The organism is Frigoribacterium sp. Leaf164 (assembly GCF_001423665.1).
Classification (GTDB): Bacteria; Actinomycetota; Actinomycetes; order Actinomycetales; family Microbacteriaceae; genus Frigoribacterium; species Frigoribacterium endophyticum.
The window spans coordinates 1,213,303-1,231,349 of sequence record NZ_LMOX01000001.1 but is presented as its reverse complement, the minus strand read 5'-3'; the positions used below and the strand labels follow the sequence as shown (position 1 = coordinate 1,231,349).

At 72.4% G+C, this 18,047-nt stretch carries 14 protein-coding genes; 4 read left to right on the top strand and 10 right to left on the bottom strand.

Annotated features, from left to right (window positions below; all coding sequences use genetic code 11):
- The first annotated feature begins 23 nt into the window (after positions 1-23).
- From ASF82_RS05550 to ASF82_RS05540, 3 genes are all read left to right on the top strand, one after another.
- The gene (locus ASF82_RS05550; RefSeq protein ID WP_056054451.1) at positions 24-791 is read left to right on the top strand and encodes an SDR family oxidoreductase; all 768 of its coding nucleotides are present in this window, start codon (positions 24-26) and stop codon (positions 789-791) included.
- 19 nt (positions 792-810) lie between these two features.
- Positions 811-1,824, top strand: a complete 1,014-nt coding sequence (locus ASF82_RS05545) for a zinc-binding dehydrogenase (protein ID WP_056055867.1) — start codon at positions 811-813, stop codon at positions 1,822-1,824.
- Between the two features lie 162 nt (positions 1,825-1,986).
- Positions 1,987-3,033, top strand: coding sequence for an NAD(P)-dependent alcohol dehydrogenase (locus ASF82_RS05540; RefSeq protein ID WP_056054448.1), 1,047 nt, complete (start codon positions 1,987-1,989; stop codon positions 3,031-3,033).
- Positions 3,034-3,147: 114 nt separating this feature from the next.
- Here the strand turns inward: ASF82_RS05540 and ASF82_RS05535 are convergent, their stop codons facing one another.
- The 4 genes from ASF82_RS05535 to ASF82_RS05520 all read right to left on the bottom strand — a co-directional run bounded on the left by ASF82_RS05535 (position 3,148) and on the right by ASF82_RS05520 (position 8,499).
- Entirely contained in the window at positions 3,148-4,476 is a 1,329-nt protein-coding gene (locus ASF82_RS05535) for an ABC transporter substrate-binding protein (protein WP_056054445.1), read from the bottom strand.
- Positions 4,477-4,592: 116 nt separating this feature from the next.
- Positions 4,593-5,426 carry a carbohydrate ABC transporter permease gene (locus ASF82_RS05530; protein ID WP_056055866.1) on the bottom strand — a complete coding sequence of 278 codons (834 nt, stop codon included), beginning with the start codon at positions 5,424-5,426 and terminating at the stop codon, positions 4,593-4,595.
- Positions 5,427-5,515: 89 nt separating this feature from the next.
- On the bottom strand, positions 5,516-6,460 hold the full coding sequence (locus ASF82_RS05525) for a carbohydrate ABC transporter permease (RefSeq protein WP_056054441.1): 945 nt from the start codon (positions 6,458-6,460) through the stop codon (positions 5,516-5,518).
- Complete coding sequence (locus ASF82_RS05520) at positions 6,457-8,499, bottom strand: beta-galactosidase (protein ID WP_056054436.1); 2,043 nt, start codon at positions 8,497-8,499, stop codon at positions 6,457-6,459. The genes ASF82_RS05525 and ASF82_RS05520 overlap by 4 nt, the downstream gene beginning before the upstream one ends.
- A gap of 231 nt (positions 8,500-8,730) precedes the next feature.
- Between ASF82_RS05520 and ASF82_RS05515 the strand changes: the two genes are divergently transcribed.
- Positions 8,731-9,750, top strand: coding sequence for a LacI family DNA-binding transcriptional regulator (locus tag ASF82_RS05515; protein ID WP_056054433.1), 1,020 nt, complete (start codon positions 8,731-8,733; stop codon positions 9,748-9,750).
- Positions 9,751-9,821: 71 nt separating this feature from the next.
- On the opposite strand, the gene ASF82_RS05510 is transcribed toward ASF82_RS05515, so the two are convergent.
- The 6 genes from ASF82_RS05510 to ASF82_RS05485 all read right to left on the bottom strand — a co-directional run bounded on the left by ASF82_RS05510 (position 9,822) and on the right by ASF82_RS05485 (position 17,940).
- The gene (locus ASF82_RS05510) at positions 9,822-11,060 is read right to left on the bottom strand and encodes an alpha-hydroxy acid oxidase (protein WP_056054429.1); all 1,239 of its coding nucleotides are present in this window, start codon (positions 11,058-11,060) and stop codon (positions 9,822-9,824) included.
- Positions 11,061-11,090: 30 nt separating this feature from the next.
- On the bottom strand, positions 11,091-12,608 hold the full coding sequence (locus ASF82_RS05505) for a rhamnulokinase family protein (RefSeq protein ID WP_056054427.1): 1,518 nt from the start codon (positions 12,606-12,608) through the stop codon (positions 11,091-11,093).
- 7 nt (positions 12,609-12,615) lie between these two features.
- On the bottom strand, positions 12,616-14,661 hold the full coding sequence (locus tag ASF82_RS05500) for a bifunctional rhamnulose-1-phosphate aldolase/short-chain dehydrogenase (RefSeq protein WP_056054422.1): 2,046 nt from the start codon (positions 14,659-14,661) through the stop codon (positions 12,616-12,618).
- 72 nt (positions 14,662-14,733) lie between these two features.
- Positions 14,734-15,897: an L-rhamnose isomerase gene (gene rhaI, locus ASF82_RS05495; RefSeq protein WP_056054420.1), complete on the bottom strand. Its 1,164-nt coding sequence runs from the start codon at positions 15,895-15,897 to the stop codon at positions 14,734-14,736.
- The gene (locus ASF82_RS05490) at positions 15,894-16,364 is read right to left on the bottom strand and encodes an L-rhamnose mutarotase (protein ID WP_082514342.1); all 471 of its coding nucleotides are present in this window, start codon (positions 16,362-16,364) and stop codon (positions 15,894-15,896) included. The genes rhaI and ASF82_RS05490 overlap by 4 nt, the downstream gene beginning before the upstream one ends.
- 76 nt (positions 16,365-16,440) lie before the next feature.
- Positions 16,441-17,940, bottom strand: coding sequence for an L-fucose/L-arabinose isomerase family protein (locus ASF82_RS05485; RefSeq protein ID WP_056054416.1), 1,500 nt, complete (start codon positions 17,938-17,940; stop codon positions 16,441-16,443).
- Positions 17,941-18,047: the final 107 nt, after the last annotated feature.

Below are 18,047 nucleotides of genomic sequence, written 5' to 3'. Positions count from 1 at the left end.
CAGGGCCCCTCGAGAGGAACATCGTGAACGACCTGTTCGACCTGACCGACCGGCTGGCCCTCGTGACCGGCTCCTCCCGCGGCCTCGGCCGCACCCTGGCGACGGCCCTGGCGGAGGCGGGGGCCCGGGTCGTCGTGCACGGTCGCGACGCCGCGGCCCTGGAGGAGACGCGCGACGAGATCGAGCGCGCGACCGGCCGTCGCCCCGCCGCGACGCTCTTCGACGTCACCGACGCCGCGGCCGTCGAGTCCGCCGTCGCGGACCTCGTGGCGGAGCACGGCGTGCCCGACGTCCTGGTGAACAACGCCGGCGTGCAGCGTCGGGCGCCCTTCACCGAGTTCCCGGTCGAGGACTGGGACGCGGTGGTCAGGACGAACCTCTCGAGCGTGTTCTACGTCTCGCGCTTCGTGGCCCCGGGGATGGTCGAGCGCGGCTCGGGCAAGATCGTCAACATCGCGAGCGTGCAGTCGATGCTCGCGCGGCAGACGATCGCGCCCTACTCGGCGACCAAGGCCGGCGTCGCGCAGCTGAGCCGCGGCATGGCCGCCGACCTGGCGCGGCACAACGTGCAGGTCAACACCCTGTCGCCCGGCTACTTCGCGACCGAGATGAACACCGACCTCTGGCAGGACGAGACCTTCGACGCCTGGCTGCGGCAGCGCACCCCCGCCCAGCGCTGGGGCCGGGTGGAGGAGCTGCAGGGCACCCTCATCTACCTCGCCTCGGCGGCGAGCGACTTCGTCTCGGGGCAGAACATCTTCGTCGACGGCGGCATGACGAGCGTCGTCTAGAGCAGTGGAGGACACGACCATGAAGACCATCCAGATCGACGGAGCCCTCAGCCTGGCCGAGCGCGACGTCCCCCTGCCCGAGCCCACGGAGGGCGAGGTGCGCATCCGCGTCGAGTGGGTCGGCATCTGCGGCTCCGACCTGCACTACTACTTCGAGGGCGCCAACGGGGCCTTCGTCGTCGAGGAGCCCCTGACCCCCGGGCACGAGCTCTCGGGCCGCGTCGACCTCGACCCCAGCGGCCGCCTCGCGCCCGGCACCCCCGTGACGGTCCACCCGGCCCGTCGGGGCACGCCGGCGCCCGGCGTCGAGGACGCCCCGCACCTCTGGCCCGGCGGCTCCTACCTCGGCAGCGCGTCCACCCGACCGCACACGCAGGGGGCCCTCAGCGAGCACCTCGTCGTCGACGCGGGCATGGTGCGGGTGCTGCCCGAAGGGCTGCCCCTCGACCGGGCTGCCCTCGCCGAGCCCCTCGCCGTCGCCCTCCACGGCGTCGGCCGGGCGGGCGACGTCACCGGGGCGCGCGTGCTCGTGTCGGGGGCCGGGCCGATCGGCCTGCTCGCCGCCGCGGCAGCCCGCGCCCGCGGAGCCGCCCACGTGACCGTGGTCGACCTCCTGCCCGAGCCCCTCGCCCGGGCCACGGCGGTCGGGGCCGACGTCGTCCTGCGCCTCGGCGTCGACGAGGTGCCCACCGAGGCCTTCGACGTCGTGCTCGAGTGCTCGGGCGCCTCCCCCGCGATCAGCGCCGCGTTCGTCGCCGCGCGTCGTCGGGGCGTCGTCGCGCAGATCGGCATGGTGCCCGACCAGCCCCGACCCGTGAACCTCGCGCCCGCCATCTCGAAGGAGCTCACGGTCGTCGGCGTGTTCCGCTTCGACGACGAGATCGACGAGGCCGTGCGCCTGCTCACCGACGACCCCTCGCTGGAGGCGGTCGTCACCCACCGGCTGCCGGCCGCCGAGGCCGTCCGCGCCTTCGAGGTCGCGAAGGACTCCTCGGCCAGCGGCAAGGTGCTCGTCTCCGCCTGGCACGGCTGACGACGCGCCTCCCGCCGGGAGCGGGCGCGGAGGGGGCGCGGAGGGGGCACTGACGGGGCCTGCCTCCCCGGAGGTACCGCGCGTAGCGTGGTGGGAGGCGACCGGAGCGACCTCGTGTCGGGCTCCGCGCCTCCCCCTCACCACCACCCTTGGAGCACCCCCATGCGCACCGTCACCGCCTACGCCGCCCCGTCGGCCACCGAGCCCCTCGTGAAGACGACCATCGAGCGCCGCGACGTCGGCCCGAAGGACGTCATGATCGAGATCGCCTACGCCGGCATCTGCCACAGCGACATCCACACCGTCCGCGGCGAGTGGGGCGAGATCCAGTACCCGCAGGTCGTCGGCCACGAGATCGTCGGGACCGTCTCCGAGGTCGGCTCGGAGGTGACGAAGCACCAGGTCGGCGACCGCGTCGGCGTCGGCTGCATGGTGAACTCGTGCGGCGAGTGCGAGTACTGCCTGCGCGGCGACGAGCAGTACTGCGCGAAGGGCAACGTCGGCACGTACACCGGCGTCGACCCCGCCGACGGCACGATCACCCAGGGCGGCTACTCGCAGGCCGTCGTCGTCACCGAGGACTTCGTCCTCCGCGTGCCGGAGTCGCTCGACTACGACAAGGTCGCGCCGCTGCTCTGCGCCGGCATCACCCTCTACTCGCCGCTGCACCACTGGGGCGTGACCGAGGGCACCAAGGTCGCCATCGTGGGCATGGGCGGCCTCGGCCACATGGGCGTCAAGATCGCCGCGGCGCTCGGCGCCGAGGTCACCGTGCTCTCGCAGACGACCTCGAAGGAGGAGGACTCGCTCCGGTTCGGCGCGAAGGCGCACTACGCGACCAGCGACGAGCAGACCTTCACCGACCTGGCGAACTCGTTCGACCTGATCGTCAACACCGTGTCGGCGAAGATCGACATGGGCGCGTACCTCAGCCTCCTGAGGGTCGACGGGACGCTCGTCAACGTGGGCGCCCCGTCGGAGCCCCTCGAGGTGCCGGCGTTCGCTCTCATCCCCGCGCGTCGCAGCTGGGCCGGCTCGGCCATCGGCGGCATCCGCGAGACGCAGGAGATGCTCGACTTCTGCGCCGAGCACGGCATCCTGCCCGAGACGGAGCTGATCAGCGCCGACCAGATCAACGAGGCCTACGAGCGCGTCCTGGCGTCTGACGTGCGCTACCGCTTCGTCATCGACACGGCGACCATGGCCTGAGGCCCGCGCGGGGCGACCCGCGACGACGACGACGCCCGTGCCGGAGGAGGTCCTCCGGCACGGGCGTCGTCGTGTCGCGGTGCTGCGGTGCTGCGGTGCTGCGGTGCTGCGCCGCTACTTGACCGCGATCGACTGCGCCTCGAGGGCGGCGATCGTCTTCTCCTGGCCGTCCTTCAGCGCGTCGAGCAGGGTGCCGTCGCCGGAGGCCGCGGTGCCGAAGCCGTCCGAGATGTCGCTGTAGGTCTGCGTCATCGTGGGGCCCCAGGTGAAGGGCTGGATGTTCTCGGCGGCCTTCGCGAAGTCCTCGTAGATGGGCTGGTCGCCGTAGAACTCGACGCCGGCGGTCAGGGCCGGCAGGTCGGCACCGGTGGTCGAGGCCGGGTACAGGTTGGCCTCCTTGTTGAGGGCGTCCAGCGCCTCCGTGGAGGTGTTCAGCCAGATCAGGAACTTCGACGCCTCGGCGGGGTGCTCGCTGCCCTTGAAGACGACGTTCGACGATCCGCCCCAGGCGGCCGAGGCGCTCTCGCCCTCCTCCCACTGCGGCATGGGCGCGACGGCCCACTTGCCCGACGTGTCGGGCGCGCCGCTCGAGATGGTGTTGGCGCCCCAGACCGCCGAGACCCAGGTCCAGTCCTGGTCGGTGTTGTAGGCGTTGTTCCACTCGTCGGTGAAGCTCGGCAGCGTGCTGACGAGCCCCTTCGAGATGAGGTCCTGCCAGTAGTCGGCGACCTTGGTGGAGGCCTCGTCGGTCATGTCGACGCTCCAGGTGCCGTCGCTCGTGTCGAACCACTGGCCGCCGGCCTGCGAGACGAGCCCGGCGAACTGGTTGACGTCGCCCTTGGCGAAGTTGGTGATGCTGCCGCCCATCTCCTTGATCGTCACGGCGTCCTCGGCGTACTGCTCCCACGTGGTGGGCACGTCGAGGCCGGCCTGCTCGAAGAGGTCCTTGCGGTAGTACAGCGCCATGGGGCCGGAGTCCTGCGGGATCGCGTAGACGGAGTCGTCCTCGCCGAAGGTGACCTGGTTCCAGAGTCCGTCGGAGAAGTCGGCCTCGGCGTCGGAGACGCCCTCGCACGAGGCGATGTTCGCGAGGCCGTCCTGCACGCGGAACGCGGGCAGCGTGTCGTACTCGACCTGACCGATGTCGGGGGCGTTGTCGGCCTTCAGCTGGTTGAAGAAGTTCTGGTAGGTGCCGCTGTTGCCGTTCGGCACGATGGAGACCTTGACCTGGATGTCGGGGTTCTCCTCGTTCCAGAGGGCGACGACCTTGTCCATGTTGGGCACCCAGGTCGTGAAGTTCAGGGTGACCGTGCCGGAGGAGGCCTCGCACGAGGCGGAGTCGCCGGAGGCGCTGTCCGAGCCGCTGCCGGAGCTGCAGCCGGCGAGGGCGATGGTCGAGACCACGGCGGCTGCCGCGATCGTGAGGACGCGGGATCTGTTCATGCTGATTCCTATCGAGGTGCGTGACCGGGGTGCCCGGTCACGGGTGGGAACGACGCTGTTGCCGTGGGGAAGGGAAGTCGAGGAGGCGCGGTGCGGGTCGAGCGGGCCGGGCCGGCTCACTTGAGCCCGCCGGCGCCCAGGCCGCTGCGCCAGAAGCGCTGCAGGCTGAGGAAGGCGACCAGGAGGGGGATGATCGAGACGAACGCCCCCACGAGCACCAGGGTGCGCAGCTCGGGGTACTGGCTCACGTTGGAGTTCCAGGTGTAGAGGCCGAGGGTCACGGGGAAGAGCTCCTGCGACCGCAGCATCACGAGGGGCAGGAAGAAGTTGTTCCAGATCGCGACGAACTGGAAGAGGAACACCGTCACCAGGGCGGGCGACATGAGGCGGATCGCGACGGTGAAGAAGGTGCGGAGCTCGCTCGAGCCGTCGATGCGGGCGGCCTCGATGATCTCGTCGGGCACGCTCGACGCCGCGTAGATCCGGCTCAGGTAGACGCCGAACGGGCTGACGATGCTCGGCAGGAAGACCGCCCAGAAGGTGTCGGTCAGCTGCACCTGGCTGAAGATCAGGAAGAGCGGGAGCGCGAGCGCTGTCGCGGGCACCAGGACGCCGCCGAGGAAGACGTTGAACAGGGCCTCGCGACCGCGGAAGCGGTACTTCGCCAGGGCGTAGCCGCACATGGCGGAGAGGATCGTGCCGAGCCCGCCGGCGACCGTGGCGTACACGATGCTGTTCAGCATCCACCGCGGGAAGATGCCGTCGTTGTAGGTGAAGAGCTGCCCGATGTTGCCGACGAAGTCCTGCAGCGACGTCGCCGAGAACCAGAGCGCCGGCCCGCTGTTGAAGTTGTCGAGCGTCTTGGTCGACGAGACGAACAGCCAGAAGATCGGGATGAGGAAGTAGAGCGTGAAGGCGCCCATGATGATCATCGCGGCGGAGCGCGACATGACGCTCTCGCGGGGGCCGCGGCCGCGCTTCGGCGCCGGGGTGCTGGCGTCGTCGAACGACTGGGCGGGACGGGTGGGTGCGTCGACGGTCACTGGTCGGCCTTCCGCTGGGTCAACCGGAGGAAGCCGATCGAGAGGATGAACGTCGCGACCGCGAGGACGACGCTGAACGCGGCGGCGAGGTTGAAGTTGGGCACCGACGACGTCGAGTAGACGAGCATGTTCGGCGTGAAGGTCGACGAGATCGTCGACGTGAACTGGCGGAACACCAGCGGCTCGGTCAGCAGCTGCAGGGTGCCGATCACCGAGAACACCGCGGTGAGCACGATCGCCGGGATGACGAGCGGGATCTTGATGGCGACGGCGATGCGCCACTGCGAGGCGCCGTCCAGGCGCGCGGCCTCGTAGATCTCGGTGGGGATGGCGAGCAGCGACGAGTAGATGATCAGCATGTTGTAGCCGACGAAGACCCAGGTGACGACGTTGGCGATGGCCCACAGCACCGTGCCGCCGTCGAGCAGGCCCACGCTCGAGGTCACCGCGGAGAACGGCGAGAGGCTCGGCGAGTAGAGGTAGCCCCACATGATGGCCGCGATCACGCCGGGGACGGCGTACGGGGCGAAGAAGGCGAGGCGGAAGAAGCGCTTGCCGCGGAGGAGGGGCGAGTCGAGGAGCAGGGCGAAGAGCAGGGCCAGGAAGAGCATGACCGGCACCTGGACGACGCCGAAGAGCAGCACCCGGAGGATGGACGACCAGAACTCGCCGTTCTGGAAGACCAGCGCGTACTGCGCCAGGCCGCCGAAGACCTGGGTGGGGGCGCCGAAGGTGCCCTCGCGCTCGATCTTCTGGAGCGACTGCCAGACCGCGTAGAGGATGGGCGTGAGGTAGAAGGCCGCGAAGAGCACGCCGAACGGGAGGACGAAGATCGCGATCGCCTTGCGGTAGCGGAACCCCCTCCTGCGGCCGGCGGCCTCGGGTCGCGGGGCCTCGTCGGTCGCGCGGCGACCTCGCGAGCGGGCGGAGGTGACGGTCATGATGCCTTCCTGTCCTGGCGGATGATGTGCGAGCCGCCCGCGGCGAGCTCGACGGGCCCCGAGACGTGCTGCTCGGAGACCAGGTCGTAGCCGGAGAACTCGTGGACGACGACGACGTCGGAGTGGTTGAGGACGAAGATCCACTCGTGCTGGTCGCCGACGCGGCGGACCACCTCGACCCCGGCGCGGCTGGCGACCTCGCTGCGGGGGGCGACCCCGGCCTCGTCGACGGCGCGGGCCACGACGTGGCGGAGCGTCGCGGCGTCGAGCTCGGTCGAGACGTACCAGCCGAGGCCTCGGCCGTGCGCGTTCCGCGTCACGGCGGGGCGACCGGCGAGCGTGCCCGAGGCGTAGCCCAGGACGGCCTCGGCGCCGACGAGCTCCACGGGCTCCGACCAGAGCGACCCGGTGGCGCCGACGGGCCCGCCCGAGATCTCGACCCGGCCGCCGACCGGCAGCGGGGAGAACTCGTCGACCCGCACGCCCAGCAGGTCGCGGAACGCCCCGGGATAGCCGCCGACGCGCACCGCGTCGGTCTCGTCGACGACGCCGCTGAAGAACGTGACGAGGGCCGAGCCGCCGGCCTCGACGAACTCGTCGACCACGGCCGCGTGCTCGTCGCGGACGAGGTAGAGGCTCGGCACCACGACGAGCGCGTAGCCGTCGAGGGAAGCGCCGGGCGCGACCACGTCGACGGTGACGCCGAGCTCCCAGAGGGCGCCGTAGAGGCGGTGGACCTGCTCGATGTACGAGAAGTCGGCCGTGGGGTGCGCCTCCAGGTCGGCTGCCCACCAGTTCTCCCAGCTGAAGACGAGGGCGACGTCGGCGACGACCCGCGAGCCGCGCAGCTCGCCGAGCCGGCCGGCGAGGGCGCCGAGCTCGACGGAGTCCCGCCAGGTGCGCGACGAGGTGCCGGCGTGCGGCAGGAGCGCCGAGTGGAACTTCTCGGTGCCCTTGACGGAGGCGCGCCACTGGAAGAAGCAGATGCCGTCGGCGCCGCGGGCCACGTGGGAGGCGGTGTTCCGGAGCATCTCGCCCGGTGCCTTCGTGAGGTTGCGGGGCTGCCAGTTGACGGCTCCCGTCGAGTGCTCCATCAGGATCCACGGCGCGCCGCCGGCGAGGCCCCGGGTGGTGTCGGCGGCGAACGAGAGCTCGACCTCGGGGCGCTCGAGGCGGTGGTCGAGGTAGTGGTCGTTGGCGATCACGGCCATGTCGCCCGCCCAGGTCCAGTAGTCCTGGTTCCTGATGTGCGCGGCCACCATGAAGTTGGTCGTGATCGGCACGGCGCTGGCGAGCCGGATGACCTCCGCCTCGGCGCGGTAGTGCTCGAGCAGCGCGTCGGAGCTGAAGCGGTGGAAGTCGATGGTCTGGGCCGGGTTGACGAACGACAGCGTGGCCCGCGGGGGCAGCACCTCGGTGAACGACGAGTAGCGCTGACTCCAGAACGCCGTGCCCCAGGCGGCGTTCAGCGCGTCCACGGTGCCGTGGCGCGCCTCCAGCCAGGCCCGGAAGGCGAGGGCCGACTCGTCGCAGTAGCAGAGTGCGTTGTGGCAGCCGAGCTCGTTCGAGACGTGCCAGAGCTTCAGGGCCGGGTGCGAGCCGTAGCGCTCGGCGGTCGCCCGCACGAGGTCGAGGGCGCGCTCGCGGAAGACCGGCGAGCTGGGGCAGTAGGCCTGGCGGCCGCCCGGCCAGCGCGTCGTGCCGTCGGCCGCGACCGGCAGCACCTCGGGGTGGCGCGTGGTGAGCCACGGTGGCGGGGACGACGTGCCGGTGCCGAGGTTGACGCCGATGCCGGCCTCGTGCAGCAGCTCGATGACCGTGTCGAGGTCGTCGAACCGGAAGCGCCCGGGCTCGGGCTCCACGTGCGACCAGCCGAAGATGTTGATCGCGACCAGGTTGACCCCGGCCTCGCGCATCAGCGCCACGTCCTCGACCCAGGTCTCGCGCGACCACTGCTCGGGGTTGTAGTCGCAGCCGAAGACGAGGCCGTCGAGCCCGAGGTCGAGCGCGGTGCGCTGCGGGAGGGTCTGGGTCAGCACGGGGGCCTCGGCTTCGTCGTCGGGTTCTCCCCCGCCGACGCCAGGCCGGAGCCCTTCGTCTGTGAAGGTTCACACACAGTTTCTGTGATCGTTCCCACACACCACCGACGAGGGCCGGGGCGAGTCTTTCTGGGAACGTTCACAGAGTAAAACCCAGGCTCTCCGGTTTGTCAACACGACGGGCCCGGAGATGCCGGGCCCGGCCGTCCAGGGTCGGCTAAGGTGACTCCCATGCCTGGTCAGCCAGCCCCCCGGCGCCGGGCCACGATCCACGACGTCGCCGCCGAGGCGGGCATCTCACGAGGCACCGTCTCGAGGGTGCTCAACGACGAGCCCTACGTGTCGGCGCAGGCCCGGGAGGCCGTGGAGGCCGCGGTGGCGAAGGTCGGCTACGTCCGCAACGCGGCCGCGCGCAACCTCGTCACCCAGCGGTCGCGGGCCGTCGCGCTGATCGTGCACGAGCCGCACTCGGTCGTGCTCGACGACCCCAACATCGGCAACATCCTGATCGGCACGAACGCGGTGCTCTCGCAGGCCGACCACCAGCTCGTCACCCTGATGATCGACTCCCGCCGCGACAGCGACCGCGTCGTCGAGTACCTCCGGGGCGGCTTCGTCGACGGCGCGATCATCCTGTCGGCCCGCACCGGCGACCCGATCTCGCAGGCGGTCGCCGAGCTGCGCCTCCCCGCGTCGTTCGTCGGCCACCCGCTCGACGCCCCTGACATCCCCTACATCGGCATCGACAACGCCGCGGCGGCCGAGGCGATCGTGCGTCGCCTGCTCGGCACCGGCCGGCGCCGGGTCGGCATGCTCGCCTCCGGCCTGGACCGCGACTCGGGCCAGGACCGCCTCGCGGGCTTCCAGGCCGCCCTCGGCGACCTCTTCGACCCCGACCTCGTCGTCCGGAACCCGTTCTACAGCTACACCGCCGGCGTCGACGGCATGACGGAGCTGCTGCGACGCGACCCCACCGTCGACGGCGTCTTCGCCGCGTCGGACGCCGTCGCGGCCGGGGCCCTCGACGTGCTGCACCGGCGGGGCGTCGACGTGCCGGGGCAGGTCGGCATCGTCGGCTTCGACGACAGCTCGTGGGCGCTGCGCTGCACGCCGGCGCTCTCGACCGTGCGGCAGCCGGCGGAGGACCTCGGCCGCCGGGCCGCCCAGCAGGTGCTCGACCAGCTCGGGGGCACCGACCGCGCCGTGGGCGTCCTGCTGCCGACCGACATCGTGTGGCGCGACAGCGCCTGACCGGTCCCGCAGGGGTCCGGGGCCGCGGGCCGGCGTGCGGCCGATGGCCCCCGCCGCCGCCGCCTGTCGCGTCAGCTGCGTGCGCGGGGCACCAGCCGCTCGAGCTGCGTGACGTGGCGCGGCTCCAGCTCTTCGAGCGAGTTCACGCCGAGCAGGCGCATCGTGCGCGCGATCTCGACCGAGAGGATCTCGATCGCCCGGTCGACGCCCTCGCGCCCGCCGGCCATGAGGCCGTAGAGGTAGGCCCGGCCGATCAGCGTGAAGCGCGCCCCGAGGGCGACCGCGGCGACGATGTCGGCCCCCGACATGATGCCCGTGTCGAGGTGCACCTCGGTGTCGGCGCCGACCTCTTTCACGACGTCGGGCAGCAGGTGGAACGGGATCGGTGCCCGGTCGAGCTGTCGTCCGCCGTGGTTGGACAAGATCAGGGCGTCGACGCCGAGGTCCGTCACGCGCCGCGCGTCCTCGACGGTCTGCACGCCCTTGACCACCAGCTTGCCCGGCCACTGCGACTTGATCCAGGCGAGGTCGTCGTAGGTCACCGTGGGGTCGAACATGGTGTTGAGCAGCTCGGCGACCGTGCCCGACCAGCGGTCGAGCGACGCGAACGCCAGGGGCTCGGTGGTGAGGAAGTCGATCCACCACCAGGGCCGGGGCAGCGCGTCGACGATCGTGCGGGGCGTCAGCGACGGCGGGATGGTCATCCCGTTCCGGGAGTCGCGGAGGCGCGCACCGGCGACCGGCACGTCCACCGTCACCAGCAGGGTGTCGAAGCCCGCCGCGGCCGCACGGTCGACGAGGGCCATCGACCGGTCGCGGTCCTTCCACATGTAGAGCTGGAACCAGTTCCGGCCGCCGGGTGCCGCCTCCGCGACGTCCTCGACCGACGCCGTGCCCATCGTCGACAGGCTGAACGGGATGCCCGCCGCCGCCGCGGCGGCGGCTCCCGCCTTCTCCCCCTCGGTCTGCATCATGCGGGTGAAGCCGGTCGGGGCGATGCCGAACGGCTGCTCGACCCGCTTCCCGAGCACGTCCCAGCCCGTGTCGACGGTGGCGACGTCGTGCAGGATCGCCGGGTTGAACTGGACGTCCCGGAAGGCCTGGCGGGCACGGCGCAGCGAGATCTCCGCCTCCGCCGAGCCGTCGGTGTAGTCGAAGGCCGCGGTGGGGGTGCGCCGCTTGGCGATCCTGCGCAGGTCCTCGATGGTGAGCGCCTCGCGCAGGCGCTTCGCCTTGAGGTCGAAGGTGGGCTTCTTGAACTGCATCAGCGGGGCGAGGTCGTGCAGGTTCGGCAGGCGGCGGTCGACCATGGGTGGTCCTTCCGGGTCGGGGTGGAGAGGTCAGGAGGCGCGGGCGGGGGCCGCGAGCGGCGACGTCCGCGGCCGGTAGGTCACGACGGCGTGCGACGCGGCGACGAGGGCGCGCAGCGACTCGAGCGACGACGAGCGATCGACGAGCCCGACCGCACGGGCCTGGACGAGAACGTTGCCGAGGGCGGTCGCCTCGACCGGCCCGGCCAGCACCGTGCAGCCGGTGCGGTCGGCCGTGAGCTGGCAGAGCAGCTCGTTCTGCGAGCCGCCCCCGACGACGTGGACCGTGCGGACGGTGCGGCCCGAGAGCCGCTCGGCGTCGCGGAGGGTCGCCGCGTAGGCGGCCGCCAGGGACTCGAGGATGCTCCGCACCGTCTCGGCGCGGCCGCGCGGGGGCTCGACGTCGTGCTCGGTGCACCACGCCTCGATGCGCGCGGGCATGTCGCCCGGCGGGGTGAACCGCTCGTCGGTCGCGTCGAAGACGGAGACCGGCCGCGTCACGGCGGCCGCCTCGCCCAGGAGGGTCGCCAGGTCGCTGCTGCGCTCGGCGGCCGAGGTGCCCGAGCGGCTCCAGGCGCGCATCGACTCGCTGAGCAGCCACAGACCGGAGACGTTCTTGAGGAACCGCACGCGGCCGTCGACGCCGCCCTCGTTCGTGAACCCCGCCGCCCGCGCGTCGTCGCCGAGCAGCGGAGACGACAGCTCGAGGCCGACGAGGGACCACGTGCCGCTCGACACGTAGGCGGCGTCGTCGCCCGTCATCGGGACGGCGACGACGGCCGACGCGGTGTCGTGCGAACCGACCGCCGTGACCTCGAGCGAGGGCGGAGCGCCGACCGCGGCGGCGACCGACGGCCGCAGCGGTCCGAGCGACGTCCCCGGGTCGACGAGCGGCGCGAACAGGCCGGGGTCGAGGCCGAGCCGCCGGACGAGCTCGGCGTCCCACTCTCCTGTCACGGGCGACAGCAGGCCGGTCGTCGAGGCGTTGGTGCGCTCGGTCGCCGCCGTGCCGGTGAGCCACCACGAGAAGAGGTCGGGCACGAGCAGGGCTCGGTCGGCGGGCGAGAGGACTCCCGTCGCCCGGTCGGCGGCGAGCTGGAAGACGGTGTTGAAGGGCAGGTGCTGGAGGCCCGTCCGCGCGAAGAGCTCCTCCGGCGGCACGACGGCGTGCACGGCCTCGACCCCGGCCGCCGACCGCTCGTCGCGGTAGTGGTACGGCGAGCCGAGGAGGCGGCCGTCCCGCAGCAGCCCGTAGTCCACGGCCCAGGAGTCGACCCCGATCGACACGACGGCGGGCTCGTCGCGGAGGGCCTTGGTCAGCCCCGCGGTGACCGACTGCCAGAGCCCGAGGGCGTCCCAGTGCAGGCCGACCCGGCCCGCGACTCCCCCCGGCTCCCTCTCCGGCACGGCGACGGGCTCGTTCGCGAAGCGTGCGACGTGCTGCAGGCGCACGCCGTCACGGTCGACCCGGCCGACCACGACGCGGCCGCTCGTCGCCCCCAGGTCGACCGCGGCGACGGCTCCGCCGGTCGCGCGAACGGTGCTCATCGCCGGCTCACCGGAGGAAGGCGGCGGCGACGCCCGCGTCGACCGGCACGTGCAGCCCGGTGGTGTGCGAGAAGTCGCTCGTGCAGATCGCGGCGACGGCGGCGGCGACGTTCTCGGGCACGACCTCGCGCTTGAGGATGGTGCGCTGGGCGTAGAAGGCGCCGAGGTCCTTCTCGTCGACCCCGTAGGTCGCGGCTCGATTGGCGCCCCAGCCGCTGGCGAAGATGCCCGAGCCGCGCACGACGCCGTCGGGGTTGATGCCGTTGACGCGGATGCCGTGCTCGCCGAGCTCCGCCGCGAGCAGCCTGACCTGGTGCGCCTGGTCGGCCTTCGTCGCGCTGTAGGCGATGTTGTTCGGGCCGGCGAAGACCGAGTTCTTCGACGAGATGTAGACGATGTCGCCGCCGAGGCCCTGGTCGACGAGCACGCGCGCCGCGTTCTTCGCGACGAGGAAGGAGCCCTTCGCCATGACGTCGTGCTGGAGGTCCCAGTCGGCCTCGGTGGTGTCGAACAGCGACTTCGACAGGCTCAGCCCGGCGTTGTTCACGACGAGGTCGAGCCCGCCGAACGCGAGCAGCACCTCGCCGATCGCGGCCTTCACCGCCGCCTCGTCGCTGACGTCGGCCGCCACGCCCCGCGCCACGTCGGGGCCGCCGATCTCGGCCGCCGCGGCCTGCGCCGTCGCGAGGTCGAGGTCGGCGACCACGACGCACGCGCCCTCGGCGGCGAGGCGCGTCGCGATGGCCTTGCCGATGCCCGAGGCGGCACCCGTGACGAGGGCGATCCTCGTGGCCAGCTTCTTCGGCGCGGGCCGGCGCTGCAGCTTGGCCTCCTCGAGGGCCCAGTACTCGATGCGGAATTTCTCGGCCTCGTCGATCGGCGCGTAGCTCGAGACGCCCTCGGCGCCGCGCATGACGGCGATCGCGTTCACGTAGAACTCGCCGGCGACGCGCGCCGTCTGGGCGTCGGCCCCGTACGAGAACATGCCGACGCCCGGCACGAGCACGATCAGCGGGTCGGCGCCGCGGATCGCCGGGCTGTCGGGCGTCGCGTGCCGGTCGTAGTAGGCCTGGTAGTCGAGGCGGTACTGCTCGTGCAGCTCGCGGAGGCGCGCGATCGACTCCTCGACGGTCGCGTCGGCCGGCAGGTCGAGCACCAGCGGCCGCACCTTCGTGCGGAGGAAGTGGTCGGGGCAGCTCGTGCCGAGCGCCGCGAGCCGCGGGTGCTCGGTGCTCGCGAGGAAGTCGAGCACGACGTCGCTGTCGGTGAACGCGCCGACCTGCGGCCGGTCGTGGGAGGCGATGCCACGGACGACCGGCGCGAGGGCCGCGGCCTTCGCGCGACGCTCCTCGGCGGGCAGGGCCGCGTACCCGGCGAGCGGGGGCCCGAACGTCTCGGGCCGCGAGTGCTCGTCGAGCCAGGCCTGCGCGGTCTCGATGATCCAGCGCGAGGCCGCCTCCGCCTCCTCGCTGGTCTCGCCCCACGCGGTGATGCCGTGCCCGCCCAGGATCGTGCCCCGCGCCTCCGGGTGCTCCGCCTTGATGGCCGCGATGTCGAGGCCGAGCTGCCAGCCCGGCCGGCGCCAGGGCACCCAGACGACCGCGCCGCCGAAGATCTCGGCCGTCAGCCGCTCGCCGTCCGCCGCCGTCGCGATCGCGATCCCCGCGTCGGGGTGCAGGTGGTCGACGTGCGCCGCGTCGACGAGGCCGTGCATGGCCGTGTCGATCGACGGCGCCGCCCCGCCCTTGCCGTGCAGGGCGTAGTCGAACGCCGCGACCATCTCGTCCTCGTGCTCGACGCCGCGGTAGACGCCCGCCAGGCCGCGCAGCCGGTCGAGCCGCAGCACCGCGAGGCCGCCCTCGGTGAGGGTGCCGAGGTCTCCGCCGCTGCCCTTGACCCAGAGCAGCTCGACCGGCTCGCCCGTCGCGGGGTCGGTCGCGGTGCCCTTGGCCGAGGTGTTGCCGCCGGCGTAGTTCGTGTTGGCCGGGTCGGCACCGAGGCGGTTGCTGCGCGCGACGAGGTCGGCGGCGGGGGTGGGCGTGGTGCTGGTCACGAGGTGGGGTCCGTTCGAGGTGAGGAGGGGCGGGTCGAGGGGGCGCGGGAGGCGCGGGTCGGGGTGCGCGGATCAGGTCCAGCTGAGCTGCGTGCCGCCCGCCCGCTCGGCGGCCAGGCGCTCGGGCGTGCCGCTCGTGAGGTAGGCCGCCATCGGGTCGCGGGGCAGGCCGCGGCCCTCGCGCCAGTCGGCCAGGGCCGGGCGGACGTCGGTGTAGAAGGCGTCCATCAGCACGGCGTGGGCGCCGAGGACGTCGTGGGAGGCGCGGGCCGCGTCGAGCGCCGGACGGTCGACGAGCAGGGCGCGCGCCGTCATCTCCTGCACGTTCAGCACGCTGCGGATCTGCCCGGGGATCTTGTCCTCGACGTTGTGGCACTGGTCGAGCATGAACTGCACGGGCGAGCCCTCGTCGAGCCCGCCGCCGTCGGCGACCTCGAACAGGATGCGGAAGAGCTGGAACGGGTCGGCCGCCCCGACGATCAGGTCGTCGTCGGCGTAGAAGCGCGAGTTGAAGTCGAACGAGCCGAGCTTGCCGAGCCGCAGCAGCTGCATGACGATGAACTCGATGTTCGTGCCTGGAGCGTGGTGGCCGGTGTCGAGGCAGGTCAGCGCCCGGTCGCCGAGGGCGGTCACCTGCGCGTAGCTCGTTCCCCAGTCGGGGACGTCGGTGTGGTAGAACGCCGGCTCGAAGAACTTGTACTCGAGCACGAGGCGCTGCTCGGCGCCCAGGCCCGCGTAGATCTCCGCCAGCGACTCCGCGAGGTGGTCCTGGCGCTGGCGCAGGGAGTCCTGGCCGGGGTAGTTGGTGCCGTCGGCGAGCCAGATCTTGAGGTCGCGCGACCCGGTCTCGTGCATGATCTCGAGGCAGCGCAGGTGGTGGTCGACGGCCTTGCGGCGGACGGCCGCGTCGCTGTGGGCCAGGCTGCCGAATTTGTAGGCCTCGTCCTGGAAGGTGTTCGAGTTGACGGTGCCGAGGTGGACGCCCTGCTCGGCGGCGAACGAGCGCAGGGCGCCGAAGTCGTCGACCTCGTCCCACGGGATGTGCAGGGCGACGCTCGGGGCGAGGCCCGTGACGCGGTGCACCGTGGCGGCGTCGGCGATCTTCTCCTCCGGCGTGCGGGGCGTGCCCGGCGTGCCGAACACCTTGAACCGGGTGCCGGAGTTGCCGAACGCCCAGCTGGGCAGCTCGATGGCCTGCCGCTCGAGCACGGGGACGATGGACTCGAAGGTGGTCATGAGGTCTCTTCCGTGGTCGTCGTTCCGGTCGTCGTCGTCGACGCCGGGGTCGTGGGGGTGAGGGGGGTGACGCGTGGCCCGGGGCTCGCGTCGGCGGCCGCGGGGCGGCCGCCGCCCGGCAGGCCGAGCTGACGCTCGAGGTTGAAGACCTGCGTCAGCAGCTCGAGGCCCTCGTCGGGCGGGGTGCCGTCGAGCGAGGTGAAGAACTCGGCCATCGAGGCCTGCCAGCGCGCGTTGACCTCGGTCTCGGCCATCGCTGCCTGGGCGGCGACCAGCGACTCGGCCTCCACGTAGCCGACGAGCAGGCCGTCGGCAGCGGCGAAGAGCGAGTAACCGTGCCAGCCGCTGTCGTGGAGGGCCTGCAGCATCTCGGGCCAGACCGCGGCGTGGCGCCGGGCGTAGTCGTCGAGTCGGTCGGGGGCGACCTGCAGCCGGAACGCGTAGCGCTCGTGCTCGTCGGCGGTCATCAGGAGATCTCCGGTTCGTCGTTGAATCGTTTCAATGGACTGAGCGTATCCCGGGGGGCACGCGGTGTCGAGCAGGTCAGGGCGTCGAGCGGCCGATGCTCCGGGCGAAGCCGTCGGCGTCGTCGAACGGCGCCGAGACGTGGCGGTGCTCGATGCCGAGGAGGGAGGCGGCGGCGGCGACGTCGCGGGCCACGTGCCCGGTGCAGAGACCCCAGTGGTGGCCGATGCCCGTCCGGGACCACTCGTCGACCCACTCACCGGGGTCTCCCCCGAAGTCGACACGGGAGGTCGTGTTGCCGATCGACAGGTGCGGCCCGGGCACGACGGCCCCCTCGCTCGTCACGAACGAGAGGCCGCCGTCGCGGTCCTGCCCGAGGCCGAAGGTCGTGACCGGGCCCGGCTGCACGTCGAACTCGACGCTGACGCCGTGCCCGCGCTTGCCGTGGAACACGCCGAGGCCGCGCAGCACGGGCCTCGCCGACGACAGCGCCAGGTGCCCCGGCCCGTCGTGGCCCATCTCGACGACGCCGTCCCCGAAGTGGATCGCCTGGATCTCCGTGAACGAGCCGCCGACGCCGAGCGACTGCGCCGCCAGCATCGCGACCGAGGTCCGGAGCTCGTACTCCCCCACGGCCGGCAGGCCGCGGGCGTTGAGCAGCGAGGCGCCGAGGATCATGCCGGCGCCGATGCGCTCGTGCAGCTCGCCGTCGAGCCCGCGGTGGTAGTAGGCCAGCGAGTCGAGGTCGAAGTCGTCGACGAGGCGGTCGAGGGCGACGGAGACGCGTGCTCCCCAGTCGAGGTCGTCCTCGTCGACCGACGGGTGGACGTCGAAGACCCGGCGGGCGAGCGCCGAGCGGTCCCGCACCTGCGCGGCGGTCACGTCGTCGACCCGCACCCGGAGATCGTCGAGCTCGAGCACCTCGACGTGCGAGCCGAAGTGCGTCGAGACGAGGGTGAGGTCGGTCGACACGTCGAGCATGCCCGGGTACAGGTGCCCCATGAGGCCGTGCCGCGCCTCCCTCAGCCGGGCGCGGACCCCGGCCGCGTGCACCCACCGCTCGATGCGGGCCCAGGCCCGCTCGCTGCGGAGGTGGCCGGTCACCGACCGGAACTCGACCCCGGCTCGCCGGAAGACGTTCGCCACCTCGGGCACCGGGCACTGGCCGCAGTACGCGAGCCACAGCCCGGTGTCGAAGGTCGCGTGGTCCATCGCCTCGCTGGGCTGGAGGTCGATGACGAGCACGGGCACGCCCGCCCGCTGCGCGATCGGCAGCACCATCGACGAGGTCAGGTACGTCGTGAGGAAGACCACGACCAGGTCGCAGTCCGCCGTGCGCAGCGTCTCGGCCGCGACCCGCGCCTCCCTCGCGTCCGAGATGAAGCCCGTGTCGACGACCTCGGCGTCGAGCCCGCCGAAGCGGTCGACGACGTAGCGGGTGGACTCCTGCAGCTGGGGCAGCAGGCCGGGGAACTGCGGCCAGTAGGTGCCGAGCCCGCCCGCCACCAGCCCGACGCGGGTGGGGCGACGGCGGATCGGGGGCAGCAGGTCGGTGGCCGGCGGGGGCGTGGCGCTCATGGGGGTCGCTCCGTCGCGAGGGATGAGGGCGGGCAGGGGCGGCACGGGAGCACCGCGGGGCGGTGACGGAGGCGGCCGGCTGGGCCGCCGCCCCCGTCACGGACGAC

Excerpts from the sequence above, each read along its gene's own strand:
- ASF82_RS05485 (WP_056054416.1), bottom strand. The coding sequence starts at position 17,940 with ATGAGCGCCACGCCCCCGCCGGCCACCGACCTGCTGCCCCCGATCCGC.
- ASF82_RS05535 (WP_056054445.1), bottom strand. The coding sequence starts at position 4,476 with ATGAACAGATCCCGCGTCCTCACGATCGCGGCAGCCGCCGTGGTCTCG.
- ASF82_RS05530 (WP_056055866.1), bottom strand. The coding sequence starts at position 5,426 with ATGTCGCGCTCCGCCGCGATGATCATCATGGGCGCCTTCACGCTCTAC.
- ASF82_RS05505 (WP_056054427.1), bottom strand. The coding sequence starts at position 12,608 with ATGAGCACCGTTCGCGCGACCGGCGGAGCCGTCGCCGCGGTCGACCTG.
- ASF82_RS05525 (WP_056054441.1), bottom strand. The coding sequence starts at position 6,460 with ATGACCGTCACCTCCGCCCGCTCGCGAGGTCGCCGCGCGACCGACGAG.
- ASF82_RS05515 (WP_056054433.1), top strand. The coding sequence starts at position 8,731 with ATGCCTGGTCAGCCAGCCCCCCGGCGCCGGGCCACGATCCACGACGTC.
- ASF82_RS05490 (WP_082514342.1), bottom strand. The coding sequence starts at position 16,364 with ATGACCGCCGACGAGCACGAGCGCTACGCGTTCCGGCTGCAGGTCGCC.
- rhaI (WP_056054420.1), bottom strand. The coding sequence starts at position 15,897 with ATGACCACCTTCGAGTCCATCGTCCCCGTGCTCGAGCGGCAGGCCATC.
- ASF82_RS05540 (WP_056054448.1), top strand. The coding sequence starts at position 1,987 with ATGCGCACCGTCACCGCCTACGCCGCCCCGTCGGCCACCGAGCCCCTC.
- ASF82_RS05510 (WP_056054429.1), bottom strand. The coding sequence starts at position 11,060 with ATGGTCGACCGCCGCCTGCCGAACCTGCACGACCTCGCCCCGCTGATG.
- ASF82_RS05545 (WP_056055867.1), top strand. The coding sequence starts at position 811 with ATGAAGACCATCCAGATCGACGGAGCCCTCAGCCTGGCCGAGCGCGAC.